This is a genomic window from Streptomyces griseofuscus (genome assembly GCF_014673495.1).
Lineage (GTDB): Bacteria > Actinomycetota > Actinomycetes > Streptomycetales > Streptomycetaceae > Streptomyces > Streptomyces murinus.
In genome coordinates, this window is record NZ_CP051006.1 from 1,404,633 (window position 1) to 1,429,635 (window position 25,003).

The 25,003-nt window shown below is 71.1% G+C and carries 26 protein-coding genes; 12 read left to right on the forward strand and 14 right to left on the reverse strand.

The genetic code is table 11. The annotated features are described in order from the left end of the window. The first annotated feature begins 1 nt into the window (after nt 1). The 4 genes from pgi (at nt 2) to HEP81_RS06190 (ending at nt 3,962) form a co-directional block, all read left to right on the forward strand. Nucleotides 2–1,660 (forward strand): glucose-6-phosphate isomerase, encoded by a 1,659-nt coding sequence (gene pgi, locus HEP81_RS06175; protein WP_190275952.1) that lies wholly within the window; start codon nt 2–4, stop codon nt 1,658–1,660. A gap of 2 nt (nt 1,661–1,662) precedes the next feature. Further along, nucleotides 1,663–2,541: a phosphogluconate dehydrogenase (NAD(+)-dependent, decarboxylating) gene (gene gnd, locus HEP81_RS06180; protein WP_037654933.1), complete on the forward strand. Its 879-nt coding sequence runs from the start codon at nt 1,663–1,665 to the stop codon at nt 2,539–2,541. A 2-nt stretch (nt 2,542–2,543) separates the two neighbouring features. Continuing rightward, the gene (locus HEP81_RS06185; protein ID WP_037654929.1) at nt 2,544–3,137 is read left to right on the forward strand and encodes a histidine phosphatase family protein; all 594 of its coding nucleotides are present in this window, start codon (nt 2,544–2,546) and stop codon (nt 3,135–3,137) included. A gap of 150 nt (nt 3,138–3,287) precedes the next feature. Continuing rightward, a complete protein-coding gene (locus HEP81_RS06190) occupies nt 3,288–3,962 on the forward strand; it encodes a TetR/AcrR family transcriptional regulator (RefSeq protein WP_037654927.1) in 675 nt (224 codons plus the stop codon). A gap of 15 nt (nt 3,963–3,977) precedes the next feature. On the opposite strand, the gene HEP81_RS06195 is transcribed toward HEP81_RS06190, so the two are convergent. Then, nucleotides 3,978–4,574 (reverse strand): TetR/AcrR family transcriptional regulator, encoded by a 597-nt coding sequence (locus tag HEP81_RS06195; RefSeq protein ID WP_037654924.1) that lies wholly within the window; start codon nt 4,572–4,574, stop codon nt 3,978–3,980. 141 nt (nt 4,575–4,715) lie between these two features. Here HEP81_RS06195 and HEP81_RS06200 point away from each other — a divergent pair, with 141 nt between their 5' ends. After that, the gene (locus HEP81_RS06200) at nt 4,716–5,615 is read left to right on the forward strand and encodes an NAD(P)-dependent oxidoreductase (RefSeq protein ID WP_274599513.1); all 900 of its coding nucleotides are present in this window, start codon (nt 4,716–4,718) and stop codon (nt 5,613–5,615) included. A 6-nt stretch (nt 5,616–5,621) separates the two neighbouring features. On the opposite strand, the gene HEP81_RS06205 is transcribed toward HEP81_RS06200, so the two are convergent. Beyond that, entirely contained in the window at nt 5,622–6,059 is a 438-nt protein-coding gene (locus HEP81_RS06205) for a PPOX class F420-dependent oxidoreductase (protein ID WP_037654918.1), read from the reverse strand. On the opposite strand from HEP81_RS06205, the gene HEP81_RS06210 reads away from it, so the two are divergent. Further along, nucleotides 6,058–6,591, forward strand: a complete 534-nt coding sequence (locus HEP81_RS06210; RefSeq protein ID WP_190275953.1) for a hypothetical protein — start codon at nt 6,058–6,060, stop codon at nt 6,589–6,591. The genes HEP81_RS06205 and HEP81_RS06210 overlap by 2 nt on opposite strands. Before the next feature lie 59 nt (nt 6,592–6,650). Here HEP81_RS06210 and HEP81_RS06215 read toward each other — a convergent pair whose 3' ends face one another. Both HEP81_RS06215 and HEP81_RS06220 read right to left on the reverse strand, forming a co-directional pair. Continuing rightward, complete coding sequence (locus tag HEP81_RS06215) at nt 6,651–7,361, reverse strand: YcnI family copper-binding membrane protein (RefSeq protein ID WP_037654915.1); 711 nt, start codon at nt 7,359–7,361, stop codon at nt 6,651–6,653. Between the two features lie 43 nt (nt 7,362–7,404). Further along, on the reverse strand, nt 7,405–8,010 hold the full coding sequence (locus HEP81_RS06220) for a hypothetical protein (RefSeq protein WP_037654914.1): 606 nt from the start codon (nt 8,008–8,010) through the stop codon (nt 7,405–7,407). 522 nt (nt 8,011–8,532) lie between these two features. Between HEP81_RS06220 and HEP81_RS06225 the strand changes: the two genes are divergently transcribed. From HEP81_RS06225 to HEP81_RS06235, 3 genes are all read left to right on the forward strand, one after another. Further along, nucleotides 8,533–9,033: a hypothetical protein gene (locus HEP81_RS06225; RefSeq protein WP_037654913.1), complete on the forward strand. Its 501-nt coding sequence runs from the start codon at nt 8,533–8,535 to the stop codon at nt 9,031–9,033. 23 nt (nt 9,034–9,056) lie between these two features. Continuing rightward, entirely contained in the window at nt 9,057–9,428 is a 372-nt protein-coding gene (locus HEP81_RS06230; RefSeq protein WP_154822102.1) for a hypothetical protein, read from the forward strand. Nucleotides 9,429–9,731: 303 nt separating this feature from the next. Further along, nucleotides 9,732–10,766 carry an EcsC family protein gene (locus HEP81_RS06235; protein WP_243279298.1) on the forward strand — a complete coding sequence of 345 codons (1,035 nt, stop codon included), beginning with the start codon at nt 9,732–9,734 and terminating at the stop codon, nt 10,764–10,766. Between the two features lie 86 nt (nt 10,767–10,852). Here HEP81_RS06235 and HEP81_RS06240 read toward each other — a convergent pair whose 3' ends face one another. The 5 genes from HEP81_RS06240 to HEP81_RS06260 form a co-directional block, all read right to left on the reverse strand. Next, nucleotides 10,853–12,253 (reverse strand): GH1 family beta-glucosidase, encoded by a 1,401-nt coding sequence (locus HEP81_RS06240; RefSeq protein ID WP_051850129.1) that lies wholly within the window; start codon nt 12,251–12,253, stop codon nt 10,853–10,855. After that, the gene (locus HEP81_RS06245) at nt 12,250–13,089 is read right to left on the reverse strand and encodes a carbohydrate ABC transporter permease (RefSeq protein WP_037654999.1); all 840 of its coding nucleotides are present in this window, start codon (nt 13,087–13,089) and stop codon (nt 12,250–12,252) included. Before HEP81_RS06245 ends, HEP81_RS06240 begins: the two co-directional genes overlap by 4 nt. Before the next feature lie 7 nt (nt 13,090–13,096). Continuing rightward, nucleotides 13,097–14,086, reverse strand: coding sequence for a carbohydrate ABC transporter permease (locus tag HEP81_RS06250; protein WP_037654907.1), 990 nt, complete (start codon nt 14,084–14,086; stop codon nt 13,097–13,099). Nucleotides 14,087–14,091: 5 nt separating this feature from the next. Further along, nucleotides 14,092–15,408 (reverse strand): ABC transporter substrate-binding protein, encoded by a 1,317-nt coding sequence (locus HEP81_RS06255; protein WP_037654906.1) that lies wholly within the window; start codon nt 15,406–15,408, stop codon nt 14,092–14,094. Between the two features lie 310 nt (nt 15,409–15,718). Beyond that, the gene (locus HEP81_RS06260) at nt 15,719–16,318 is read right to left on the reverse strand and encodes a TetR/AcrR family transcriptional regulator (RefSeq protein ID WP_243279299.1); all 600 of its coding nucleotides are present in this window, start codon (nt 16,316–16,318) and stop codon (nt 15,719–15,721) included. 123 nt (nt 16,319–16,441) lie between these two features. Between HEP81_RS06260 and HEP81_RS06265 the strand changes: the two genes are divergently transcribed. After that, complete coding sequence (locus HEP81_RS06265) at nt 16,442–17,455, forward strand: zinc-binding dehydrogenase (protein ID WP_037654904.1); 1,014 nt, start codon at nt 16,442–16,444, stop codon at nt 17,453–17,455. Nucleotides 17,456–17,604: 149 nt separating this feature from the next. Here the strand turns inward: HEP81_RS06265 and HEP81_RS06270 are convergent, their stop codons facing one another. Further along, nucleotides 17,605–18,414, reverse strand: a complete 810-nt coding sequence (locus HEP81_RS06270) for a TrmB family transcriptional regulator (RefSeq protein ID WP_037654901.1) — start codon at nt 18,412–18,414, stop codon at nt 17,605–17,607. A 322-nt stretch (nt 18,415–18,736) separates the two neighbouring features. Between HEP81_RS06270 and HEP81_RS06275 the strand changes: the two genes are divergently transcribed. After that, nucleotides 18,737–19,924 (forward strand): S53 family peptidase, encoded by a 1,188-nt coding sequence (locus HEP81_RS06275; RefSeq protein WP_093676501.1) that lies wholly within the window; start codon nt 18,737–18,739, stop codon nt 19,922–19,924. Between the two features lie 209 nt (nt 19,925–20,133). Further along, nucleotides 20,134–20,553 (forward strand): ASCH domain-containing protein, encoded by a 420-nt coding sequence (locus HEP81_RS06280; RefSeq protein WP_037654899.1) that lies wholly within the window; start codon nt 20,134–20,136, stop codon nt 20,551–20,553. Between the two features lie 60 nt (nt 20,554–20,613). On the opposite strand, the gene HEP81_RS06285 is transcribed toward HEP81_RS06280, so the two are convergent. From HEP81_RS06285 to HEP81_RS06300, 4 genes are all read right to left on the reverse strand, one after another. Beyond that, on the reverse strand, nt 20,614–21,501 hold the full coding sequence (locus tag HEP81_RS06285) for an alpha/beta fold hydrolase (protein WP_037654897.1): 888 nt from the start codon (nt 21,499–21,501) through the stop codon (nt 20,614–20,616). Nucleotides 21,502–21,677: 176 nt separating this feature from the next. Beyond that, the gene (locus HEP81_RS06290) at nt 21,678–22,805 is read right to left on the reverse strand and encodes a pyridoxal-phosphate-dependent aminotransferase family protein (protein WP_051850127.1); all 1,128 of its coding nucleotides are present in this window, start codon (nt 22,803–22,805) and stop codon (nt 21,678–21,680) included. Continuing rightward, a complete protein-coding gene (locus HEP81_RS06295) occupies nt 22,798–24,141 on the reverse strand; it encodes a glutathionylspermidine synthase family protein (protein ID WP_037654895.1) in 1,344 nt (447 codons plus the stop codon). Before HEP81_RS06295 ends, HEP81_RS06290 begins: the two co-directional genes overlap by 8 nt. After that, on the reverse strand, nt 24,138–24,989 hold the full coding sequence (locus tag HEP81_RS06300) for an alpha/beta fold hydrolase (RefSeq protein WP_051850126.1): 852 nt from the start codon (nt 24,987–24,989) through the stop codon (nt 24,138–24,140). The genes HEP81_RS06295 and HEP81_RS06300 overlap by 4 nt, the downstream gene beginning before the upstream one ends. Nucleotides 24,990–25,003: the final 14 nt, after the last annotated feature.

Sequence of the window (25,003 nt, forward strand, 5' to 3'; positions counted from 1 at the left end):
GATGGCCGAAGTCCATTATCCCAATCTCATCCACCGGCCCGAGTGGACGGCGCTCGCCGACCACCGCGCCAAGGGGCCGCTGCATCTGCGCGAGCTGTTCGCGTCGGACCCGGGCCGCGCCGAGCGGTACGTGGTCCGGGTCGGTGATCTGCACATCGACTACAGCAAGCAGCTGATCACGGACGAGACCCTGGCCCTGCTCCAGGAACTCGCCATCGCCACCGATGTGTTCGGGCTGCGGGACGCCATGTTCCGCGGCGAGAAGATCAACGTCACCGAGGACCGTGCGGTGCTGCACACCGCGCTGCGCGCGCCCCGGGACGCGGTGATCGAAGTCGACGGCGAGAACGTGGTGCCCAAGGTGCACGCCGTCCTCGACAAGATGAGCGACTTCGCGCAGCGGGTGCGCTCCGGTGCCTGGACCGGCCACACCGGCAAGCGGATCCGCAATGTCGTCAACATCGGTATCGGCGGCTCCGACCTCGGGCCCGCGATGGCGTACGAGGCGCTGCGCAGCTTCGCCGACCGCGATCTGACCGTTCGCTTCGTGTCGAACGTGGACGGCGCGGATCTGCACGAGGCGACGCGTGATCTGGACCCGGCCGAAACCCTGTTCATCGTCGCGTCCAAGACGTTCACGACGATCGAGACGATCACCAACGCGACGTCCGCGCGATCGTGGCTGCTCAAGGCGTTCGAGGGCGACGAGAAGGCCGTGGCGAAGCATTTCGTGGCGCTTTCGACCAACTCGGGCAAGGTGACCGAGTTCGGTATCGACCCGGACAACATGTTCGAGTTCTGGGACTGGGTCGGCGGCCGCTACTCGTACGACTCCGCGATCGGCCTCTCCCTGATGATCGCCATCGGCCCGGACCGGTTCCGGCAGATGCTGGACGGTTTCCACCTGGTCGACGAGCACTTCCGCACCGCGCCCGCCGAGGCCAACGCCCCGCTGCTGCTGGGCCTGCTGGGCATCTGGTACGGCAACTTCCATGACGCCCAGTCGCACGCCGTACTGCCGTACAGCCACTACCTGTCGAAGTTCACCGCGTACCTCCAGCAGCTGGACATGGAGTCCAACGGCAAGTCGGTGGACCGGCAGGGGCGCCGGGTGGAGTGGCAGACGGGTCCGGTGGTGTGGGGCACGCCCGGCACCAACGGGCAGCACGCGTACTACCAGTTGATCCACCAGGGCACCAAGCTGATCCCGGCCGACTTCATCGGCTTCGCCCGCCCGGTCGGCGAGCTGAGCCCCGAACTCGCGGCGCAGCACGACCTGTTGATGGCCAACTTCTTCGCCCAGACCCAGGCGCTGGCCTTCGGCAAGAGCGCCGAGGAGGTCCGCGCGGAGGGCGTGCCCGAGGAGCAGGTGGCGCACCGCACCTTCCACGGCGACCACCCGACCACGACGATCCTGGCCGCCGAGCTGACCCCGTCCGTGCTGGGCCAGCTGATCGCGCTGTACGAGCACAAGGTGTTCGTGCAGGGCGCGGTCTGGGACATCGACTCCTTCGACCAGTGGGGCGTGGAGCTGGGCAAGGTCCTCGCCAAGCGCGTCGAACCCGCCCTCACGAAGGGCGCGGACGTCCCCGGCCTCGATCCCTCCACCACGGCCCTCGTCGCCGCCTACCGCACTCTCAAGAACGCATCGGAGAACTGATCATGCAGCTCGGTCTCATCGGTCTCGGCAAGATGGGCGGCAATATGCGCGAGCGCATCCGCCGCGCCGGCCACACCGTCATCGGCTACGACCGCAACCCTGAGGTCTCCGACGTCAAGAGCCTCGCCGAACTGGTCGAGAAGCTGGACGCGCCCCGCCATGTGTGGGTGATGGTCCCGGCCGGCACGGCCACCCAGACCGTCGTGGACGAGCTGGGCGACCTGCTGGAGCCCGGCGACACGGTGATCGACGGCGGCAACTCCCGCTGGACGGACGACGAGAAGCACGCGGCGGCGCTCGCCATCAAGGGCATCGGCTTCGTGGACGCGGGCGTCTCCGGCGGTGTGTGGGGCCTCCAGAACGGCTACGCGCTCATGGTCGGCGGCGAGAAGGAGAACGTGGACCAGCTCCAGCCGATCTTCGACGCGCTCAAGCCGGAGGGCCCGTACGGCTATGTGCACGCGGGCCGGGTCGGCGCCGGGCACTTCTCCAAGATGGTCCACAACGGCATCGAGTACGCCATGATGCAGGCGTACGCCGAGGGCTGGGAGCTGCTGGAGAAGGTGCACTCCGTGGAGAACGTCCGCGAGGTGTTCCGCTCCTGGCAGGAGGGCACGGTCATCCGCTCCTGGCTGCTCGACCTCGCGGTCAACGCGCTGGACGACGACGAGCACCTGGAGAAGCTGCGCGGCTTCGCGGAGGACTCCGGCGAGGGCCGCTGGACCGTCGAGGCGGCCATCGACAACGCGGTGCCGCTCCCGGCGATCACCGCCTCGCTCTTCGCCCGGTTCGCCTCCCGGCAGGACGACTCGCCGCAGATGAAGATGATCGCGGCGCTGCGCAACCAGTTCGGCGGCCACGCGGTCGAGAAGAAGGGCTGACCGTGGCGGACCTTCTGCTGGTCCGCCACGGGGAGACGGAGTGGAGCAGGTCGGGGCAGCACACCAGCTACACCGACCTGCCCCTGACCGACCACGGCGAGGAACAGGCCAAGTCCCTCGCCCCGCTCCTGTCCGGCCGGACCCACGCACTCGTACTCAGCAGCCCGCTCGGCCGCGCCCTGCGCACCGCCGCGCTCGCGGGCCTGACCGGGGTCGAGCCCGAACCCGCGCTGCACGAGTGGGACTACGGCGGCTACGAGGGCATCACCACCGCCGAGATCCACCGCACCCGACCCGAGTGGGACCTGTGGACGGACGGGGTGGCGCCGGGGCCCGAGGGGCATCCGGGTGAGACACCGGCCGAGGTCGGCGCCCGCGCCGACCGGGTGCTGGACCGGGTGGCCGGGGCCCTCGCCGCGGACGGCCCCGATGTGGTGCTCGTCGCCCACGCCCACTTCCTGCGGGTCCTGACGGCCCGCCGGCTGGGCCTCGCGCCCGCGCAGGGCCGGTTGTTCCAGCTGGCCACCGGCACCGTCAGCCGGCTGTCCACCGAGCACGGGCACCCGGTGATCGCCGAGTGGAACCGGCGGCCGTAGCGGCCGGCGACCACTGCTTTCCTGGTCCGTGGCCCGGGGCACCTCGTGTGCTCCGGGCCACGGACCCACCCGTACTGTCATGTTCGCGTCCTAGAATCGACGGCACCGAGCACGCCACCGAGGCGGCCCGAGGCCCGAAGGAACCACCCGATGACCAGCGTCGATGAGCCGATACGACCCGACGGGCGGGTGCGCGACGCCGCCCGCACCAAGGCCGAGATCCTCGACATGGCCACCCGGGAGTTCGCGCGGGCCGGCTACGAGGGCGCCCGTGTGGAGGAGATAGCCGCCCGCACCCGCACCACCAAGCGGATGATCTACTACTACTTCGGCGGCAAGGAGCAGTTGTTCACGGCCGTCCTCGAACGGGCCTACGGCGCGCTGCGCGAGGCCGAGCGGCGACTGGACGTCGCCCACCTGGACCCGGTCGCGGCGATCCGGCGACTGGCCGAACTGATCTTCGACCATCATGAGCGACACCCCGACTACATCCGCCTGCTGAGCATCGAGAACCTCCAGTGCGCCGAGGACTCCCCGCCCTCGGGGCGGCTCGACGCGATCGGTTCCCCGGCGCTGGACGTGCTGCGCGAGATCCTCGCCGCCGGACGGGAGTCGGGGGTGTTCAGGGCGGACGTGGACGCGGTCGACCTGCACGCGGTGATCAGCTCGTTCTGCTTCTTCCGCGCCGTCAACCGGCGGGCGTTCGGCGCCCTGTTCGGCCGCGACCTGGTGGACCCGGACCGGCGGGAGCACTACCGGGTGATGCTCGGGGACATGGTGATCGGGTACCTCACGACGGAGGGCGCGGGCGCGCCCCTTCGCTGACGCGCGGCCGGGAACTCACGCGGGCCGGGTCACCGCCGCGTCGAGCAGCGGGCCCAGTTCCCGCACCACCGTCGTCAGGGGCCGTACGTCCCGCTCGGCCCGTGCCATCAGGATCGCGCCCTCCAGGGTGCTGATCATCAGCATGGCCAGGTCAGCGGACCGGCCGGCGGGCACGCCCAGGGCGGTGAGGGCCTCGGCGAGCGGGGTCCGCCAGGTGGTGAACGCGGCGGCCACGGCGGCGCGGACGGCGTCGTCGGAGGCGGCGCGGTCGACCGCGGCGGCGGCGACCGGGCAGCCCGCGGCGAAGCCGTCCCGGTCGTACTCCTCGGTCCACTGCGCGGCCATCGCCGCGAACAGCGCGCTCGGCGTCGGCTCGGCCAGCTGCTCGACGAAGCGTGCGATGCGCTTGCCCGCGTACCGTCCGGCCCAGGCGACGGCCTCGCCGACCAGCTGTTCCTTGCCGCCCGGGAAGTAGTGCTGGAGGGAGCCGCGCGGGGCGCCCGCGTGCGCGGCGACCTCGCGCATACCGGTCGCGTTCACCCCGTCGCGCCGGATGAGCTGGGCCGCGCTGAACACCATCCGCTCGCGGGGGCCGCGCTGCCGCTCGCTCATGTCCTTGCCTCCGTCACTCACTTTGGGACAAACCCGGGAACAGCCCGGAGATGCCCAAGAAACTCCCCGGGGACGCCCCGGAGGCAAGCCTATGACCGTCGTCATAACGTTCGCTACTATGACCGCTGTCATAATCAGCCCCTGCGGGGAAGGGCGGCCACCGTGCGCGTCGGATTCATCGGTCTCGGAGTGATGGGCGGGCCCATGGCCCTGCGCCTGGCGGCGGCCGGCACCCCTTTGGTGGTGTGGAACCGCACCCCGCACCGCACCGAGCCGCTGCGCGCGGCGGGTGCCGAGATCGCCGGGGACGCGGCCGAGGTGTTCGCGCGGGCCGAGGTGGTGCTGCTGATGCTCGCCGACGGGCCGGCCGTCGACACGGTCCTCGGCCGCGGCACCCCGGAACTGGCCGCGCGGGTCGCGGGGCGGACCGTCGTCCACATGGGCACGACCTCGCCCGAGTACTCCGCCGCGCTGGAGACGGACATCCACGCCGCCGGTGGCCGCTATGTCGAGGCACCGGTGTCCGGGTCCCGAGTGCCCGCGGAACAGGGGCAGTTGGTGGCCATGCTCGCGGGCGAGACGGCCGCGGTGGAGACGGTACGGCCGCTGCTCGCGCCGATGTGCCGGGAGACGTTCGGGTGCGGTGCGGCGCCTGGCGCGCTGCTGATGAAGCTCTCGGTCAACCTGTTCCTGATCACCCTGGTGACCGGGCTGGCCGAGGCCTTCCACTTCGCCGAACGGCAGGGCCTGGACCCCCGGCTGTTCCTGGACGTCCTCGACGCGGGCCCGATGGCCAGCCCGGTGTCCCGGATGAAGGCGCCCAAGCTGCGCGAGCGGGACTTCGCGGTGCAGGCGGCCGCGCTGGACGTCCTGAAGAACAACCGCCTCGTCGCCGAGGCCGCCCGCACGGCCCGTCTGGCGTCTCCGCTGCTCGACGTCTGCCGCGCCCTCTTCGAGGAGACGGTGCGCCAGGGGCACGGCGCCGAGGACATGATCGCCGTACTGCGGGCGATCGAGGCACGGACGGAGAGCGCCGCTTAGCCGGAGTCAGCGCTTGGGGATGCCGTACACCCGTGCGACATGGAGCCGGACGACCAGCCGGCGGTCGCGGACCATCGCGGCGCGGTACTCGTCCCAGTCCGGATGCTCGCCGATGACCGCGCGATAGAGCCGGATCAGCTCCTCCACGGTCTCGTCATGGGGGTCCTCGGCGACCGGGGACAGCTCGGCCATGCCCTCGGCGACGGTGTACGCCCAGCGGTCGTCGCTGGTGACGTGGTACGAGGCGCGGGGGTCGCGGCGCAGATTGCGGGTCTTGGCGCGGTCGTCGGTGACGGAGATCCGGATGATCCGCTCGTCCGGGTCGTACGCGTGGCTGACATTGGACAGCTGCGGCCGCCCGTCGCGGCGGAGGGTGACCAGTACGCCGCCGTGTCCTGCGGAGAGCAGCGGGAGGAGCGCGTCCTGCGTGGAGTCCTGAGTCATGACGAGATCAACCGCGGGTGGCGGGGGCCGCATTCCCGTCGGTGCGCGGTGGACATATGCTCCGGGCGGGTCGGTCGCGGTGATCGACCCCGGGCTCATCGGCGACCCCGACGGCTACGTCCCGGGGGAAGCCGTCCAGGGCGTCCGGCGGGTCGGCGAGGACGGGAAGCCGACCGGGGAGTTCGTGCCCGATCCGCGCTACGGGTCGCCCGAGGACGACTTCGCCGAGCTCACGAAGTCCCGGCACTGGCTGGATCGGCTCGGCGAACAGCCCGCCGCCGGGGACGCGGTCCGCATGGTCGTGACCCGGGCCGCCGTCGCCCTGTCCTTCGCGCTCTCCGTGACCGGTCCCGGCGGTCGGCGGGAGGTCCTTCAGGGCGTGTTCTCCTGGGGCGCCGTCGGGCTCGACCGGTCCGGTGAGCGCAAGGATCAAGTCTGGTTCGACCTGCGGGCCGGACTGGACCGGGCCGAGGCGGACCTGCGCGAACGGACCCACCTCGTCGGCCGGGCCCCGGAGCCCGACACCCCCTGACCGCGCCACCGCACACCGGTGGGCCGCGCGTGGTGCGCGAGGCCCACCGGTGGCCGTGGCTACGACCGCGCCGAGGACCGGCCGCGCAGCAGGGCGAACGCGGCGGCGGCCAGGCCCAGGGCGCCGACGACCAGGCCGGCGACGCCGAGTTCGCGGGCGGTGGAGTCGCTCGCCTTGGCGGTGGTCGTGGCGGCCGTCCTGGCGGGGGCGGCGGCGGGTGAGGCGTCGTCCGCGGTGAGTTTCAGGGACGGGGCCGGGTTGTCCGGCTCGTCGTCGCCCGAGGCGGGCTGCTCGATCCAGCGGACGACCTTGCCGTCCGAGTAGGTCTGGAGTGTCTTGAACACCAACTGGTCGGCGTCCTCGGGGAGTTCACCGAAGGCGACGTTGAAGTCCTCGTACTGCCCCGGTTCGATCTTCCCCCCGGTGAAGGTGATCTCGGAGGCGGCCTCGGTGGTGGTGCCGTCGTCGGTCTTGACCGGCGTCTTCAGCTTGGTGGTGGTCACCTTGGCGCTCCAGCCGTCGCCGGGGTGGACCAGGACGCCGAGGACGGGGTGGTCGGTGGGCAGGAAGACCTGGACCTTGCTGGTGTAGGCGTGGTCCTCCTCATTGGGCACGCGGAAGGTCAGCACGCCGTCGGTGGCGCCCTTGGCGTAGCTCTCCGGGTGGACGGTGACGTGCGCCGAGGCGGCCCCGGCGGCCAGCAGGACCGAGGCGGCCGTGAGGGCGGTGACGGCGCCGGCGCGGCGCGGGGTGATGCGTGATGCGGACATGGTGAGTCGATCTCCGTACGGTGACGAGTGACGGGGTCAGGGGTCAGCGCGGGTACGGGATCGGGGCGGGCGGTCCGCGCCGGGTGACCGCGTGCCGCAGCGGGGCCCGGCGGGGCGGGACGTCGAGGGGCCGGTGGCGCGGGACCGGCTCGGCGGTGGCGGGCAGCGGGGCGGGCCGCCACCGGGTGAGCAGGGCGGGGACCAGGGCGGCGGTGCGCCGTAGCAGCGACCACAGCGCGGCCTCGCCCCGCCGCAGCCACCAGGAGGCGGCCAGGGCGGCGAGTAGGTGGGCGGCCGTGGCGTGGGCCGTGGTGTGCGCGGCCGTCGCGTGGGCGGCGGGCCCGGTCATACCGGGCATGCCGGGCATGGGGGTGCCGGTGCGGGTCGTACCGGAGTCGCTGTGGGCCGCGTCGAAGCCCAGGTGCAGCCCCGCCTGGGTGAGCAGCATCGCCGCGCCGATGCCCGGCCCCGACCGCTCCCGCGCGCCCAGCGTCCAGCCGAGCGCGAGGACCGCGAGGAAGCCCGCGCCGTCGCAGCCGAGCGAGGGCATCTCCCCCATGGCCAGGCCGTGGCCCGCGGCGGCGAGCAGCACGCACACCGCGGCGAACACCGCGGCCCGCAGGCCCCTCACCGCCCAGGATGCGCTCACAGTCAGGGATCCTGCCACGGCCGGGTGGTCCGCGCGCCACCGATGCCCGGTCCGGCTCCCGGCTCCCGGCTGTCGAGCGATGTCCGCCCGGCCGTCGCGGTCCGCCGGGGCGACGCGCCCGACGCTTCCCGCCGCGGCCGCCGCCCGCTGTTCGCTCGTCCAGGTGAACGCTCGCCCGTTCGGGCGTCGCGGGGGGGGCTCCTGGAGAGCATCACGGCGTGGCGAGCCACCGGACCGAGGGGAGCGGCGTGGTGAACGGGGAATGTGGTGGCAGGACCCGAGGCGGCGGCGCCGGGGGAACGGCTCACGGCTCGACCGGCGGTGCGGGGCAGGGCAGGAGGATTCCGAGGGGCCCGGTCGCCGCGGCCCCGGTCGTGCTCGCCGCGGTCGTGCTCGCCGCCCCGGCCGCCAGGGGGCTCCGGAGCGGTCCGGCGCGGGGGCGGTGGTGAGTACCGCGGCTGTCACGGACGCCGCAGGCCGGAGCTACACGGCGACGACGGTCACCGGGACGTACGCACGACGTTGCGCTTCACCTTCAATGGTGGCCCGAAACTCACCCGCGCGGATCTGGACCGCGTCGGCGCGCGGCTCGGCCTCGGCAAGGGCAGCCTGCGCGCGGCGCCGGTCCGTACGGCCCGGACCGGCGCGGCCGAACGCCCTTCAGCGACGTTGCGTTGTGACAAGAACCCGAGCTGGAGCAACGCCAACGGCACCCTCGCGGCCCGGTTCAACTGTCATCACTCCACCATCGACTGGGGATTCAAGATCTCCGCCCGTGTGCAGTCCGTCATCACCGGCAACGTCAATGAGTCCGGTGTCTCCTGGTGGCGGAACGGACGGCGGATGCCGAAGAACGCGGGTCATGTCGTGGGCAGGAGCTACCACTTCCACGGCACACTGAAGCCGGTCAGGTATGCCGATCACGTCCAGTTCCAGTACTACATGACCTTCCGCGTCAACATCGGCGGTCGCCCGGGCACGGGCTCGCTGACCTGGGCGGCGGACGTGACGGCGAAGAAGTAGGACCGACGGACGGGCGGTGGCTCATGGCACTCGACGTACGGACGGTACGCGGCTGGGCGGAGTCTCTTCTGCGCACTCTGGAAGCGCCGGAAAAAGCCGTGCTCCAGGTCGGCACGCAAGGCACGGCCCCCGGTACCGGGTCCGGTGTGCACGTCACCCTCACCTACCCGGACGGCACCTCGGTCACGGTGGACCTGGACGGCGCCCTGCCCGAGCCCGAGGCACTGCTCCTCCTGGCGGAGCAACTCCAGGACAGCGTCCTCGAATCCACCGGCGGCCACCCGGCCCCCCGGTGTCCGGCCCCCGGCCACACCCACCCCGCGACGCCTCATGTCTCCCACGGGACCCTTGACTGGCACTGCCCGATGAACGACGGCCAAGACCTCCACCTGTGACCAGGACCGGCCACTGACCCGTCCGCCGCGCGCCTCGGCCCGCCGGCATATGGCGGGCGCCACCGCTCAACGCGCCGCGCGTGCAGCCGAGTTCATCCACCATCACGATCGGATAAAACTCACCAGCACCACGCAACCACACAACTTCTCCACAGGTCACATGCCGGGACATCACTGACTGCCTCAGGGGGGACCATGAGCAATCCGCAGCACCCGCATCAGCCCGATCGGGTTCCCTCGGATTACGAGCTGGCGGCATGGCTGGCCATTCAGCAGTTCAAGAGCCGCCCACTGTCACGAGCGATGAGAAACGCCGGCGAACAGGTGGCCGTCGGGGTCGCGGAACTCGGCAAGCGCGCCTCGAAGCGCCTGGAGAACCATCCGCGGGCGAAGTCCGCTCTCGCGCGCGGACAGGAGATGGCCGCCAAGGGTGCTCACAAGGTCGGCGCCGGTGCACTTGGGGCCGCCGATATCCTCCCGGACTGGAGCACCGCCGCCGTTCAGTCTCTTCGGCAGACGGTGGGACGGGCCGCGCGGGCGGGGCTCTCCCCCAAGCGGGTGGTGGCACGCCACAAGAAGCACGGGCACGACATCGCGGCGCTCTCCGATCTGCGCCGCCTCGACCTCGAACAGATCGACGCGGTCCGTGGACGAGGGGCGAGTTGGTACTACCCGGCCGCCGCGGCGCTCTCGGGAGCGGGTGCGGGGCTGGTGATCTCCGGCGGACAGCTCGTCATCGCCGCCTCCGCAGGCGCCGCGGCAGCCCCTTCGGGGGGAGCGATCACCGGTGCCTTTGTCGCGGACACCGCAGCCGTACTCGGACTCGCGTTCCGCTCCGTCGGCCAGGTCTCGCTGCTCTACGGATACGACCCGGAAGAGCCCGCCGAGAAGCTCTTCGTGATGTCGGTCGTCAACGCCGGGACGGCGAGCTCGGCCACTGCCAAGAACGCCGCGATGGCCGACATCTCCCGGCTCACCCAAGCGCTCTTCCGCGGCAAAACGTGGGAGGTCCTGAATGACACGGTCGTCGCCAGGGTCTCCTCCCAGTTCGCGAAGGCGTTCAACTTCCGCCTGACCAAGAAGGGGCTCGGAAAAGCCGTACCCGCGGTCGGGATCGTCGTCGGGAGCACGCTCAACTGGGCCACCCTGGAGGGGATCGTCGACGCCGCCGAGATGGCGTACCGACGGCGGTTCCTCCTGGAGAAGTACCCGCACCTCGCCGACGACGAGGCATCCGTACCGTTCACCGGCTCCGGCACGGACGTCTCGGAGAACACCGACGAGGGCATCAGCCTGCTCGACGAGATAGCCGAGGCGGGCGGGCCCGATCTGCGCTGACCGGGCGGGGTCGGGCCGTGGCACGCCGGTTCGTGGGGGCGGGGTTGCCGCCTCATGTGCCACGGCCCAAGAGCCCCAGGTCAGGCTCAAGCCGCGCTGCGGCCCCGCTCCCGGTGTGCGCGCACGATCTCCGCGTATCGGTGCCCGCTGCCCTTGATGGTGCGGGCCTGGGTCCGGTAGTCGACGTGGACCAGGCCGAAGCGCTTGTCGTAGCCGTACGCCCATTCGAAGTTGTCCAGCAGGGACCAGGCGAAGTAGCCGGCCAGCGGGGCGCCCCGGCGGGCGGCGGAGGCGCAGGCGGCGAGGTGGGACTCCAGGTAGTCCTGCCGTTCGGGGTCGTGCACGGTGCCGTCGGGGCGGACCGTGTCGGGGAAGGCGGAGCCGTTCTCGGTGAGGTAGAGGGTGCGGGCGCCGTACTCCTCGGTGAGCCGGAGCAGCAGGGTCTCGATGCCGCCGGCGTCGATCTCCCAGTCCATACCGGTGCGCGGGACGCCCTCGCGGCGGACGGTACGGGCGTAGGGCGCGGGGCCCTCGGGGTCGTCGACGACATGGGCCGGGAAGTAGTAGTTCAGGCCAAGCCAGTCCAGGGGTGCGGCGATCGTCTTCAAATCGCCCTCGCGCAGCGGGAGTTCGACGCCGTACGTCTCGGTCATGTCGGCCGGGAAGCCGCGGCCGTGCACCGGGTCGAGCCACCAGCGGTTGACATGGCCGTCGTGCCGGCGGGCGGCCGCGATGTCCTCGGGGCGGTCGGTGGCCGGGTGCACGGTGGAGAGGTTGTTGACGATGCCGATCCGGGCGTCCGGGACGGCGGCGCGGACGGCCTCGGTGGCGAGGCCGTGGCCGAGGAGCAGATGACAGGAGGCGCGGACCGCGGCGGTCAGATCGGTCCAGCCGGGGGCCATCGTGCCCTCAAGATGGCCGATCCAGGCCGAGCAGGACGGCTCGTTGAGCGTCGCCCAGAGCTTGACGCGGTCGCCGAGGCGCCGGGCCACGGCGTCGGCGTACTCCGCGAACGCGTGGGCGGTGTCCCGCTCCGGCCAGCCGCCGCGGTCCTGGAGCGACTGCGGCAGGTCCCAGTGGTAGAGGGTGACGGACGGGGTGATGCCCGCCGCCAGCAGATCGTCCACCAGCGCGTCGTAGAAGGCGAGGCCCTTGGGGTTCACGGGGCCGGTGCCGCCGGGGACGACGCGCGGCCAGGCGACGGAGAGCCGGTAGGCGTTGAGGCCGAGGCGGCGCATCAGGGCGATGTCCTCGCCCCTGCGGTGGTAGTGGTCGCAGGCGACGTCGCCGTTGTCGTCGCCCGCGATCTTCCCCGGGGTGTGCGAGAAGGTGTCCCAGATGGAGGGGGTCCGGCCGTCCTCGGCGACGGCTCCCTCGATCTGGTAGGCCGAGGTGGCCGTGCCCCACAGGAAGCCGTCCGGGAGTGCGGCGAGGTCGATGCGTTCGGACACGGAAGTCCCTTCGGAATACGGAGTGTTGCCGTTCATTTGACGGCCCCCGCCGTCAGGCCGGCCACGAGATAGCGCTGGAGCAGCAGGAATCCGGCCACCACGGGGACGCTGACGACCAGCGAGGCGGCCATGATCTGGTTCCAGTAGACGTCGTTGAGGGTGGAGTAGCCCTGGAGGCCGACGGCGAGGGTGCGGGTGGTGTCGTTCGTCATCACCGACGCGAACAGCACCTCGCCCCACGCGGTCATGAACGCGTAGACGGCGACGGCGACGATGCCGGGGATCGCGGCCGGTACGACGATCCGGAACAGCGCGCCGAGCGGCCCGCAGCCGTCGACCAGCGCCGCCTCGTCCAGGTCGCGCGGCACCGAGTCGAGGTACCCGGTCAGCATCCAGATGGAGAACGGGAGGGAGAAGGTGAGGTAGGTGAGGATCAGACCGCCGCGGGAGCCGAACAGGGCGATGCCGGTGGCGTTGCCGATGTTGACGTAGAGGAGGAAGAGCGGGAGCAGGAAGAGGATGCCGGGGAACATCTGGGTGGAGAGCACGGTGACGGTGAAGACGCGCTTGCCCCGGAAGTCGTAGCGGCTGACCGCGTAGGCGGCGAACACCGCGACGACGACGGACAGGACGGTCGCCGAGCCCGCCACGATCAGCGAGTTCACGAAGTAGCGGGCGAGCGGCACCGTGGACCACATGTCGATGTACGGGCGGATCGTCAGCCCGCTCGGCACCCAGCGGAACTTCCCGGAGACGTCCGCGAGCGGCTTCAGCGAGCTGGAGAGCATCACGTACACGGGGAGCAGCACGAAGCCGGTGAGCAGGGTGAGGAAGACCCGTCGGGCCCAGCGGAACGAAGGCGGCGGTGCCAGCGGCGAGTCAGACATCGGAGGTCCTCCGCTCTCGCGAGGTCGCCAGCAGGTAGCCGCCCGTCACCACGAGCAGGAAGAGCAGCAGCAGGACGGACATGGCGGAGCCGGTGCCGAAGTTCCAGGTGACGAAGGAGGCTTGGTAGATGTGCACGGAGACGAGGTCGGCGGCCTCGGGCGCGGACCTGCCGAACAGCACGTAGGGCGTGTTGAAGTCGTTGAACGTCCAGAGGAACAGCACCAGGACCAGGACCTGGTTGACCGGGCGCAGGGACGGCAGGGTGATGCGGCGGATCCGCTGCCACATGCCGGCGCCGTCCAGCGCGGCCGCCTCGTACAACTCGCCCGGGATGTTCTGGAGTCCGGCCGTCACCACGAGGAAGGCGAACGGCCAGCCCTTCCACACCGAGACGGTCAGCAGGGCGTAGAAGCTGTTGTCGCCGATGAGCCAGAAGGCGGGCTTGGCGCCGATGTGCAACTGGTCGTGCAGGACGTGGTTCACCAGCCCGTTGTCGTGCTGGAACATGAACACCCAGGTGATGACGGCCGCGTAGACGGGCAGCGCGTACGGCACCAGGAACAGGGCGCGCAGCAGGCCGCGGCCGCGGAAGGTGTCCTGGAGGAAGAGGGCGGCGACGGTGCCGATCAGCCAGCACAGGGCGACGGACAGCAGCGTGAAGCCGACGGTGACGAGGAAGGAGTGCAGCAGGGCCGCTCCGACGGGGGCGTGGAAGTCCACCGACAGGCGGTAGTTGCCGAGGCCGGACCAGGGGGCGGTGCCCCAGTCACGGATGTAGAACTGGGTGAGTTCCTTGAAGCTCATCACGATGCCGATGACCATCGGCACCAGATGGACGAGGAGTTCGAGGACAAGGGCGGGCAGGAGCAGCAGGTACGGAAGCCCGGCGCGGCGGAACCTCCCGGGACGGCGGCGGGCCGAGGAAGCCGCCGCCCCGGGAGGGGACTTCGCCACCGACTCCTCAAGGGTGTGGGTGGTCATGGCCGCTACGCCGCCGGCATCTGCTGCTGGGCCTTCTGGAGCGCGGCCCGGACCGAGGCCGTGGTCACCGCGCGGCCGGCGGCGGCGTCGGCGAACAGGTCCTTGACGGCGGTGCCGACCGTCGTCTCGAATTGCGATTCGGCGGGCACCTGCGGCAGGGCGGCGGCGCTGGTGGCGAGGGTGTCCTTCAGGACCGTGTTGGCGGGGGTGTTGAACGCCGGGTCGTTCTGCGCGGAGGTGACCGCCGGGATGGAGCTGTAGGCCTTGTTGAGGATCTTCTGCTCGTCGTCGGAGGTCATGAACTTCACGAACCTCGTCGCCCCGTCGAGGTTGTGGGTGTTGCGGAAGACCGCGATGTTGATACCGGCGGCCATCGAGTTGATCTGGGTGCCGGGGCCGGGGGTGCCGGAGCGCACCGGCACGGGCGCGACGCCGTACTCGCTGTCCTTCATCCCCTGGGAGGCGAGGTTGGCGGAGGCCGACTGCCACAGCAGCATGGCCTGGCGGCCCTTGGCGAAGTCGCTGACGGACTGGTTCTGCGCGTACTCGGCGTCCCCGGTCGGGATGACCTGGTCCTTGGCCATCAGATCGACGTAGGCCTTGACCGCGTCGACGACCTTGGGGTCGGTGAAGTTCGGCTTGCCGTCGGCGGTGAAGAAGTCGACGCCGCGCTGCTTGGCGAAGACGAAGATGTGGTGGATGTTCTCCGAGACGTTCGAGCCCTCGGCGCCGAGCGGGGAGCTGCCCTTGGCCTTGATCTTCTTGCCGTCGGCTATCAACTCGTCCCAGGTGGCGGGCGGTTGGGAGATACCGGCGTCGGCGAAGATCTTCTTGTTGTAGTAGAGCGCGTAGGCCAGCGCGTACAGCGGCACGGCGGCCGGGTCCTTGCCCTGGACGCCGGTGGAGGCGAGCGCGGACGGCACGAACCGGCTCTTGCCGCCGATCTTGTCGAAGTTCTTGGCGTCCCAGGGCAGCAGCGCGCCGCTGGCCTGGAGGGAGGCGCTCCAGGAGTTGCCGATGTTCAGCACATCGGGGCCCTGGCCGGAGGTGGTCGCGGTCAGGATCCGGTTGAGCAGGTCGGGCCAGGGCACGACCTCCAGCTTCACCTTGATGCCCGTCTGCTTCTGGAACTTGTCGAGTTCGGGCTGGAGTACCTGCTTGTCGACGGCGACGCTGGCGCCCTGGTTGGAGGCCCAGTAGGTCAGCGCCTTCGGCGCGTCGTTGGACCCGCCCCCCGTGGACGAACCGCCTCCACAGGCCGTCGCCGTGAGGGCGAGAGAGAGGGTGACGGCGCCGACGGCCGCGGCTCGGATGCTGCGCATGTCTCCAGGTGTCCCTTCCGGGCGTCGAGAACCTTCGGGATCGCGCACCGGGAGCGGTCGGTCCGACCGTTGCCCTCCGAAGACCCTCACGTCTTAATTTAGGACGTGAGTTAATCGGCGCGGAGTCGTGTCGTCAAGGGATTCGGCAGAGGTTCCTCGTGTTCCGGCGTGTTCAGGACCGTCGGGCACGCAGGGCGAGGACCGTTCAGCCGGGCGGGGGCGGGCTCGCGGGCGGGGTCGGCCGCCGATCACGGAGAGAGGTCGCGCGGGGTGGCCCACAGATGCCGGCACGGCCCGCCGACCGCGGGGATCAGGGGCCGGCCGGGGTGCGCGGCAGGGCGCCCGTGAGGGTCAAGTCGACGAGGCGGGTGGCGAGATGCTCGTCGAGGGGGGCGCCGCTGATCAGGGCGCGGGTGAACAGGGCGCCGCTGACGGCCTCGATGACGAGGCCGGGGTCCGTGTCCGGGGCGAGTTCGCCGCGCTCGACGCCCCGGCGGACCATGACGGCACCGCGTTCGAGGCGCTCGGTCCAGTAGGGAAGGCGGCGGTCCGGCAGGGTGTCGTCGCGTTCGACACTCAGCCGCAGCAGCGCCTCACCCTGGGCGGTGGCCAGCAGCCGGGCGAGCGCGCCGAAGTACGTGGCGAGGTCGTCGCGGACGTGCCCGGTGTCCGGCACGGGCATCGCCGCGTCGAGCTGTTCGGTCAGCGCTTCCAGGATCAGGTTCTCGCGGGTCCCCCACCGCCGGTAGACGGAGGTCTCATGGACGCCGGCGGCGCGGGCGACGGCACCGACGGTCGTACCGGCGAGCCCTTGTGCGGTCAGGACGTCCACGGTGGCGGCGAGCACGGCGGAGCGCATCCGGGCCCCGCGGCGGCGCAGGGGCGGTGCGTTCTGGTCGGACGAGGGCATGGTCCACCATAACGCAGGGTTACTTGCTTTAGGCCGAGGGCGGGCGTAGGTTTCATCGCAAGGTGACTTGCGTTAAGGGGCTCGCGGCCCCAGGGGTCGCCGCCGTGCCAAGGAGGCCATGTCATGGAGCAGATGCTCGCCGCCCGGCTGCACATCCCCAGCCGCACCCTGCGGATCGAGGAAGTGGCGAAGCCCGAACCCGGCCCCGGCCAGGTCCTGGTGAAGGTGGAGGCCGCGGGCGTCTGCCTGTCGGACGTCCATCTGATCGACGGCACCCTCACCCCGCTGCTGCTGCGCGGCGACACGGTCACCCTGGGCCATGAGGTGTCCGGCACCATCGCCGGGACCGGCCCCGGCGTCACCCGCTGGACCCCGGGCCAGCGGGTCGTGCTGTACGCCGGTGAGATCCGCGAGGGCGTCACCTACACCCGGGGCGTGGACTACGACGGCGGCTGGGCCGAGTACGCGCTCTCCTCCGAGCACGCCCTGACCGAGCTGCCCGCGGCCATCCCCTTCGACCAGGGCGCGATCATCCCGGACGCGGTCTCCACGCCCTGGGGCGCGATCACCGTCACGGGCGCCGTGAAGCCCGCCGAGGCGGTCGGCGTCTGGGGCGTCGGCGGACTCGGCGTCCACGCCGTGCAACTGCTGCGGACCGTCGGCGCGTACCCGGTCGTCGCGATCGACCCCAATCCCACCGCCCGCGAGCGCGCCCTCGCCCAGGGCGCGGACCTGGCGCTCGACTCCGCCGATCCGGCGCTGCGCGAGCGGATTCGCGAGGCGACCGGCGGGGCCGGTCTCGCCGCCGCGTTCGACTTCGCCGGCGTCCCTGCGGTCCGCGCGCAGGCGCTGTCGGTGCTCGCGGCCAAGGGCCGGCTGGTTCTCGTGGGCCTCACCGACCAGCCGCTGACCGTCGCCGACGGCACCCGCTTCAGCTACCTCCAGCAGCAGATCCTCGGCCACTACGGCTCTGACATGCCGGTCGCGCTGCCGCAGTTGCTGTCCCTGATCCAGGGCGGCCGGCTGGACTTCTCCGCCTCGATCAGCGGCGAACTCCCGCTGGCGCAGGCGGCCGAGGCGGTCGAACGCCTGGAGAACAAGACCGGCGACCCGATCCGGCTGATCCTGCGCCCCTGACCGGGCAGCTCGGACAGGGCAGCTCGGACAGGGCAGGCGGTGGCGGGAACACCAGCAGGTGATCCCGCCGCCGCCTTCGCGCATCTCACCGCTTCTTCACATACGGCCCCTCCCCCGCCCCCGCCATCTCTTCGCCCCGGCACGGGAGTTCACGACTCCGGACCCGGCCGGGCCGTCCCCCACACCGTGTCGAACGCCAGCCGCAGGCAGGCCGCGAGAGCCGGATGTTCGATGAACAGGGTCGTCGTGGTGTCCGCTCCCGCCACCGGGTCCGGCATGTCGCACAGGACCAGGGACACGTCGGCGATCACGAGCTTGAGCGGGAGGTCGGGGGCGAAGCGCGCCTCCTCCCCCGCGGCGGCGAACCGGCGGACATGGTCGGCGGTCTCGGGGTCGGCCAGGGTGTCGCAGAGGTAGATCGCGCGGACCGTGCCGCCGCTCTCATGGAGGCGCCGCACGGCGGTGATGCCCGCCGTGTTCTCGGGCGGCGCGACGAAGGGGGGTTTGCAAAAGGTGAGGAGTTCGTGACGGGCCTGAAACTGGATATCGGCAAAACGTTCACCGATCGCCTTCGGGTCGCGCAGCACCTCGATGTAGTCCAGCGGGTCGGTGTACTGCCTGCCCTGGGCCCACAGCGGGCCCAGCAGACCGGCCAGTTCCTGCGAGGCCCGTTCCAGTCGGTCGACGGTCTCCCGCTGGGCTGACATCAGCCGGGCCAGGGCCAGTTCGGGGGGCACCGCGGAGTACGTCGTCACACGTCCGGGGCGTGCGGTGGCCAACTGCCGCCGTACCAGGGAGTCCAGGACGTCGTACACGCGCTGGCGCGGCACATCGGCCTCGCGGGCCACCTCGGCGGCCGTGTAGGAGTCGCGCCTGATGAGTGACAGATAGATCCGGGCCTCGTAGCGGGCGAGCCCGAGGGACATCAGACGGTTGACGGTGGTGTCGTCCAGCTCCATGGCCGCACAACATATCGGCCACACAGAGAGCTTGGGCCAAGGTTTTACCAACTGCCCTTGTTCTCAACGGCAAACAGTCAATAACCTCAAGCCCAGCCACCACTGACCAGGGTGGCAGATCCATCGACATGCCCAGAACCAGACTCCGGCCGGCCACCCCCAACGGTGGGTTGTCATGCCTTTGACATGCCCATCAGGCCGTCGCTCCGGAGTCGACCATCCCCCCACGGAGGGCAGTTCTTTGCATTCCCACCGCAGAAAAAACCGCATACGTCGCAGCGCCCCGGCGCTGCTGTCCGCGGCGGCTCTGATCACCGGCGGCGTGGCCGTCGCCACGCAGACGTCGGCCTTCGCCACCACTCCTGCGGCCTCGCACGCGGCGACCACCTCCGCGGCCGCGTCGGTGCACACGCACCGGCTGTGTTCGCAGCCGAGCAAGCCCGGTTACATGGCCTGCCAGTCGGTCGAGCGCACCGACATCGCCCAGCACAAGTCCCTCGGCCGCAACGACACCCCGCAGGGTTTCGGGCCGTCCGACCTGGCCGCCGCCTACAACCTCCCGAAGGACGGCGGCAAGGGGCAGACGGTCGCGATCGTCGACGCCAACGACGACCCGAACGCCGAGAAGGACCTGGCGGCCTACCGCTCCCAGTACAACCTTCCCGAGTGCAGCACGGGCAACGGCTGCTTCAAGAAGATCGACCAGGACGGCGGCAGCAACTACCCGACGCCGGACGCTGGTTGGGCCGGTGAGATCTCCCTCGACGTCGACATGGTCAGCGCGGCCTGCCCGCAGTGCAACATCCTGCTGGTCGAGGCCAAGTCGGCGAGCATGGACGACCTGGGCGCGGCCGTGAACCAGGCCGTCAAGCAGGGCGCCAAGTTCGTGTCCAACAGCTACGGCGGCAGCGAGGGGTCCGACGACACCACCGCGGACGACCAGTACTTCAAGCACCCCGGCGTCGCCATCACCGTCAGCTCCGGTGACAGCGGCTACGGCGTCGAGTACCCGGCGGCCTCGCAGTACGTGACCGCGGTCGGCGGCACCTCACTGAAGAAGGACAGCAGCACCCGCGGCTACTCCGAGACCGTCTGGGGCACCTCGGCCGGCGGCGACGGCGCCGGTTCGGGCTGCTCGCAGTACGAAGCCAAGCCGTCCTGGCAGAAGGACACCGACTGCGCCAAGCGCGCGGTCGCCGACGTCGCGTCCGTGGCCGACCCGGCCACCGGTCTCGCCGTCTACGACACCTACCAGGCCAGCGGCTGGAACGTGTACGGCGGCACCAGCGCCGCCGCGCCCTTCATCGCCGGTGTCTACGCCCTCGCGGGCGCCCCGGGCTCGGGTGACACCCCGGCGTCGTACCCGTACTCCCACCCGGACCAGCTGAACGACGTGACCAGCGGCTCGAACGGGTCCTGCGACGTCGCCTACCTGTGCCAGGCGGGCAAGGGTTACGACGGCCCGACGGGCCTCGGCACCCCGAACGGGACCGGCGCCTTCACCAAGTAGTCCGGGACCCCTCCGGACCGTGTGAGCGCCTCGACGCCGGTCCGTCCGACCCCCGCCGCGGGTCGGACGGGCCGGCGTTCCGCATTCCGTCTTCCGCCCTCCGTCTTCCGCCCTCCGTCTTCCGCCCTCCGTCTTCCGTCTTGCGTCATCCGGGCAACTCCGTTGCGAGATCCACGAGTTCGGACACCCTGTCAGGTACGCTCGGCCGTATGAGTGCTGACGATCTCCCCAAGCTCGCCCTCGCCTTTCCCGGCCCGGAGCGCGACAGCGGGGTCGAGGCCATCATCAGCGGCCGCAAGACGGCCATGACGGCGCTGGTCGAGATCCTGGAGCAGATAGGGCAGCCCGTCCCGGAGGCCGGCCAGCGGTACGCGGTGCTCGACTCGGACGACCGTACGGCCGTCGTGATCGAACTGACCGAGGCCCGGGTGATCCCGTTCCGCGAGGTGGACGACCGATTCGCTCTGGACGAGGGCCGCGGCTACGCGAACGTCCAGGAGTGGGCCGCCGCGCACCGGGACTTCTTCCGCGGTGAACAGGTGACCGAACTGCTCGGCTACACCCCCGTCGTGGACGACGACGCGCTGGTCGTGGCCGAACGGTTCCGGGTGGTCGACGCGGAGAGCTAGTACCGGGTGGTCGACGCGGCGACGCGGAGGACCGGACCTCGCCGGCGTCGCGATGCGCGCTCAGGCTCGGCCGGTGTGGGCCGCCAGTGCGTCGAGGAGTGTGGGCCAGAGTTCGCGGGGGCGGTCGTGGCCCATGTCGGGGAGCAGCAGGAGTTCGGCGCCGGGCACCAGTTCCGCGGTGCGTCTGCCGCCGCTGGGGTCGATCAGGGTGTCGTCCAGGCCGTGGATCACCAGTGTCGGTACCCGCAGTTCACGCAGCGCGTCCGCGCGGGAGCCACTGAGGATCATCGCGCCGAGCTGTCGTCCGATCCCCGCGGGGCGGTAGGCGCGGTCGTAGCTCGCGGCGGCCAGTTCGCGCAGCGCCGCGGCGTCGCCGTACCGCTTGGAGGCCCACACCAGTTCCTTCTCCGCCGCCGCGACGTACCCGTCCCGGTCCGCGGGCCGCGGACCGAACAGCACGGCCTGCGCCTGGGGGCTCGGCCGGCCGTACTCGCTCTCGCCGGTCGAGGACATCATCGAGGTCAGGGTCAGCACACGCTCCGGGGCGCAGACGGCCATCGTCTGGGCGATCATTCCTCCCATCGAGGCGCCGATCACATGGGCGCGTTCGACACCGAGCGCGGTGAGCAGGCCGAGGCCGTCGGCGGCCATGTCGGAGAGCCGGTAGGGAACCATCGCGAGCGCGGCGGGGAGGTCACCGGAGCTGACGGCGGTGAAGAACTCGCCCATGTCGACGGGATGGTCGTCGAACGTGGTGGACAGCCCGCAGTCGCGGTTGTCGTACCGGATCACATAGCGGCCGCGGTCGGCCAGCGCCCGGCAGAAGTCCTCGTGCCAGGCGAGCAGCTGTGCGCCGAATCCCATCACGAGCAGGACCGGCGGGTCGCCGGGGTCGCCGAAGGTCTCGTATGCGAGGGACACCTCGGGAGACACACCGATGATCGACATGCGTGGAGACTGTCATGGCCGGCCGTGGCGCGCATCCGGGATTCCGGCGCGACCGTTCGCGGCGGGCGCGGGGGGCGTGCGGAAGGCCCCGCCGGCCGTACGACCGGCGGGGTCTTCGTCGTCACGTCACGACTGCTTCTTCGGCGTGTTTCTCTCGGCCGCTCCCGCGCCCGTTCCTACTCACCCCGCGCCTTCGCCAGGTGCCGTATCGACTCCTCCAACGCCCCTTCCAGTTCCACCAGTCGGGGCAGCGGGATCTCGCCCATGGTGGCGATGCGGAAGTGGGTCCGCGACAGGCGGCCCTGGCCCGCGTAGATGACGTAGCCGCGCCGTTTCAGCTCGTCGTGCAGCGCGGGGTAGGCGACGCCGGCGGGCAGTTCGAGCGCCGTGACCGAGTTCGCACGGTACGGCTCCTCGATCAGGACCGGCAGGCCCAGCCGGGCGAACCCGGCGCGCACCACGGCCGCCCGCTCCCGGTACAGCCGGACCCGTGCCGGGTACCCGCCGGCGTTCTCGTACTCGGTGATCGCCTCGTCCAGCGCGTAGCACGTCTGGACGGCCGGGGTGAACGGGATGTCCCCGGCGCGCTGGGCCGCCAGCTGGGCCGCGGGGTCGAGGTAGACGCTGCGCCGGGGCACCGCGGCGACCCGGTCGACACCCTTGGCGGTGGACAGCAGCAGGAAGGAGACGCCGGGGATGCCGTGCAGGCCCTTGTTCGCCGTCCCGCAGATGATGTCGGCGCCGACGTCGGCGAGATCGGGTGACTCGATGGCGGTCGAACTGATCGCGTCGACCAGGAAGACCGCTTCATGATCACGGACGATCGCACCGATCTCGGCGATCGGGTTGAGCATTCCGGTGGTCGTCTCGTGATGCACGCACGCGACGGCGTCGATACGCCCGTCCGACCGCAGCCGATCGGCGATGGCGACCGGATCGACCGGAGTGGTCCAGGGTGCCTGCACCACGACCGTCTCGATCCCATGGGCCTCGGCCATGGCCAGCAGCCGGGCGCCGTACACCCCGTTGTTGACGACCAGCAGCTTGCGTCCGGCGCGGACCGAGCCGATCACGGCCGTCTCCATGGCCGCCGTGCCGGAACCGGTGATCAGCACCGTCTCATGGGTGTCCGGCACACCGAGACACCGGGTGATCGAGGTGCGCAGCCGGGCGAGGAGCGCTGCGAACTCCGGTTCACGGTGGCACAGATCGCCCCGCAGCAGGGCCTGACGCACCCCCGGTGAGGTGCACGCGGGGCCGGGGTTGAGCAGGATGAGGTCGTCCGGCGTCGCGAGGTCAGTCATCGTCGCCCCAGTAGACCGGTGCCGGGACGGCGCCCTGGAGGCCGTTGATCATCAGGTGGCCGTCACCCTTGACGCCGTAGCGGCGGATGGCGCCGACGAACTCGCCGTCCAGGACGTAGGAGCCGTAGACCACGGGGACGGTGATCTCGTGCAGGGCGCCGGAGTCGTCCTGGAAGGAGAGGGGTTTAGGGGTCGCCGTCATCAACTCCTGTACGACCCAGGGGCGGTCGGCGCCGGCCGCCTGCTCGATCAGGGCGGACCAGTCGGCGGCGGTGAGTTCGCGGCCGATGAGGACGTCCCGGCCCTTCTCCCCCAGCGCGGGCTTGATCACCAGGCGGTGCTGGTTGCGCAGCGACCAGTCGAGCAGGTCGACGCGCTCACCGCGCCAGAAGGTGTGGCGTTCGGTGAGCCGCCGGGTCCAGGGCACCGCCTCGGTCAGGTCGGCGGCGAGGGAGGGCGGCAGTTCGCCGGTGAACTCCTCGTCGGAGAGCATGGCGAGGGTCGCCTTCGTGGCCAGGATCTCGCCCCACAGCCCGGTGATGGACCGCAGGGCGCCGTCGCGGGCGGCGGCGGAGATCCGGCGCAACTCGGCCATGTGGTGCGGGTTCTCGGCGTCCGGCAAAAAGTAGCGGTGGACGAGTCCGATGCGTGCGCCCCGGTGCCAGGCGGCGCCGTCGCGGATCTCGATGTCCTCCATGTGCACGGAGCGCGCGGTCAGTCCGTGCCGGGCCAGTTCCAGCACCAGGGAGCGGTAGTGCCAGTTGTCGAAGTGGTCGTCGCCGGCCGCCTCGTCGGCGTAGTAGGTGAGGGCGATCAGGCCGTCCTCGTGCGTCATGTGCCGGCGCAGGACGTCCGCGAAACGGCCCATCAGATAGCGGGGTTCGCCGCAGGCGCCGAACTCCGGCCTGAGCACATCCGCCTGGTGGGCGCGCAGCAGCATGTCGTTGAGCGGGAACAGGCCAGCGAGGGAGCCCGCGTTGACGTCGACGACGACACAGCGCTCGGGTCCGGTGCCGTCGGTGGTGCCGAGGATCATGTCGGGGCGGCCGATGAGGTGCCAGTCCCGCGCGGGCAACGACTCCCACATCGGGACCAGTTGCTCGGGCAGGCCGAGGGCCTTGGCCATGCGGCCGGCGTCGCCGTCGTAGCGGTCGATGAACGCCTCGACGCCGCGCCGGAAGGCCGTCCAGGTGCGGGACATCTGTCCGAAGGTGGCCGTGGGCAGCCGGGCGGCCGACAGGGCGAACCGGAAGGGTACCGGTACGGCGTCCAACTCGGCGGTGACGGTAGCCAGTTCTTCCGGGGTGAGCGCGCGGGGTGCGAGGAGCCCGGTCATCGGGCCGTCTCCGCTCGGGCCGCCTCCGCGAGGAAGGCGCGGGCCTTCTGGAGGAACTCCTCGGGCCGCTCCATGGTGATCATGTGGCCGAGGTCGTCGATGTACTCGGCGCGCGCCCCGGGGATGTCGCGCGCGAGGCGCTCGCCGATCTCGATGGCGTCCGGCTGGTCCATGCCGCCGATCAGGACGAGCGTGGGCACCTGGAGGGAGCCGAGCCGTTCGGCGGCGTTGGGCACGAGTTCGAGTTCGTCGGGCTCGTTGCCCGTCTCGGCGACCGTCCTGCGCCTGCGGTCGTAGCCCGCGGTGGCGGTGATCCGCAGCCGCGCGATCAGCGTCGGGTCCATGTCCGCGAGGGTCCGCTTGGGTCCGGCGACCCAGCTGCCGAGGCTGATGTCGAGGGCCTTGTCGTCGTCACCGGCCCAGATGAGGTCCTCCTCGGCCATCCGGTTGGTGTTCACCTCGTCGGTCCACTCGTGCTCCCGGCTGACCGGCGCGGCCAGCAACAGGGAGCGGACCCTGGCGGGGTGCAGCACCGCGAACTCCACGGCGATCCGGCCGCCGAAGGACGGGCCGATCACATGGGCGCGCTCGATGCCGAGGTGGTCGAGGAGGGCGGCGAGGTCGTCGGCGGACTGGTACGGCTCGTCCGGGTATCCGGAGCGGCCGAAGCCCCGGCAGTCGTAGCGGACCACGGTGTAGTCCTGGGCCAGGTCCTCGAACTGGCCGTCCCAGATGGTGGTGTTGCCGTTGCCGGTGTGCAGCAGGACCACGGCGTCGCCGGAGCCCGCGCGTTCGTAGTAGAGCTCCGTGCCGTTGACGGGTGCGAAGCCGGTCTCGTGGTTCGTCATGTCTCTCTCCTCGT

Excerpts from the sequence above, each read along its gene's own strand:
- HEP81_RS06295 (WP_037654895.1), bottom strand. The coding sequence starts at position 24,141 with ATGACCGGGCTCCTCGCACCCCGCGCGCTCACCCCGGAAGAACTGGCT.
- HEP81_RS06190 (WP_037654927.1), top strand. The coding sequence starts at position 3,288 with ATGACCAGCGTCGATGAGCCGATACGACCCGACGGGCGGGTGCGCGAC.
- gnd (WP_037654933.1), top strand. The coding sequence starts at position 1,663 with ATGCAGCTCGGTCTCATCGGTCTCGGCAAGATGGGCGGCAATATGCGC.
- HEP81_RS06260 (WP_243279299.1), bottom strand. The coding sequence starts at position 16,318 with ATGCCCTCGTCCGACCAGAACGCACCGCCCCTGCGCCGCCGCGGGGCC.
- HEP81_RS06250 (WP_037654907.1), bottom strand. The coding sequence starts at position 14,086 with ATGACCACCCACACCCTTGAGGAGTCGGTGGCGAAGTCCCCTCCCGGG.
- HEP81_RS06230 (WP_154822102.1), top strand. The coding sequence starts at position 9,057 with ATGGCACTCGACGTACGGACGGTACGCGGCTGGGCGGAGTCTCTTCTG.
- HEP81_RS06255 (WP_037654906.1), bottom strand. The coding sequence starts at position 15,408 with ATGCGCAGCATCCGAGCCGCGGCCGTCGGCGCCGTCACCCTCTCTCTC.
- HEP81_RS06290 (WP_051850127.1), bottom strand. The coding sequence starts at position 22,805 with ATGACTGACCTCGCGACGCCGGACGACCTCATCCTGCTCAACCCCGGC.
- HEP81_RS06300 (WP_051850126.1), bottom strand. The coding sequence starts at position 24,989 with ATGACGAACCACGAGACCGGCTTCGCACCCGTCAACGGCACGGAGCTC.
- HEP81_RS06210 (WP_190275953.1), top strand. The coding sequence starts at position 6,058 with ATGACGAGATCAACCGCGGGTGGCGGGGGCCGCATTCCCGTCGGTGCG.
- HEP81_RS06215 (WP_037654915.1), bottom strand. The coding sequence starts at position 7,361 with ATGTCCGCATCACGCATCACCCCGCGCCGCGCCGGCGCCGTCACCGCC.
- HEP81_RS06235 (WP_243279298.1), top strand. The coding sequence starts at position 9,732 with ATGAGAAACGCCGGCGAACAGGTGGCCGTCGGGGTCGCGGAACTCGGC.
- HEP81_RS06280 (WP_037654899.1), top strand. The coding sequence starts at position 20,134 with ATGAGTGCTGACGATCTCCCCAAGCTCGCCCTCGCCTTTCCCGGCCCG.
- HEP81_RS06195 (WP_037654924.1), bottom strand. The coding sequence starts at position 4,574 with ATGAGCGAGCGGCAGCGCGGCCCCCGCGAGCGGATGGTGTTCAGCGCG.
- HEP81_RS06270 (WP_037654901.1), bottom strand. The coding sequence starts at position 18,414 with ATGGAGCTGGACGACACCACCGTCAACCGTCTGATGTCCCTCGGGCTC.
- HEP81_RS06285 (WP_037654897.1), bottom strand. The coding sequence starts at position 21,501 with ATGTCGATCATCGGTGTGTCTCCCGAGGTGTCCCTCGCATACGAGACC.
- HEP81_RS06205 (WP_037654918.1), bottom strand. The coding sequence starts at position 6,059 with ATGACTCAGGACTCCACGCAGGACGCGCTCCTCCCGCTGCTCTCCGCA.
- HEP81_RS06265 (WP_037654904.1), top strand. The coding sequence starts at position 16,442 with ATGGAGCAGATGCTCGCCGCCCGGCTGCACATCCCCAGCCGCACCCTG.
- HEP81_RS06240 (WP_051850129.1), bottom strand. The coding sequence starts at position 12,253 with ATGAACGGCAACACTCCGTATTCCGAAGGGACTTCCGTGTCCGAACGC.
- pgi (WP_190275952.1), top strand. The coding sequence starts at position 2 with ATGGCCGAAGTCCATTATCCCAATCTCATCCACCGGCCCGAGTGGACG.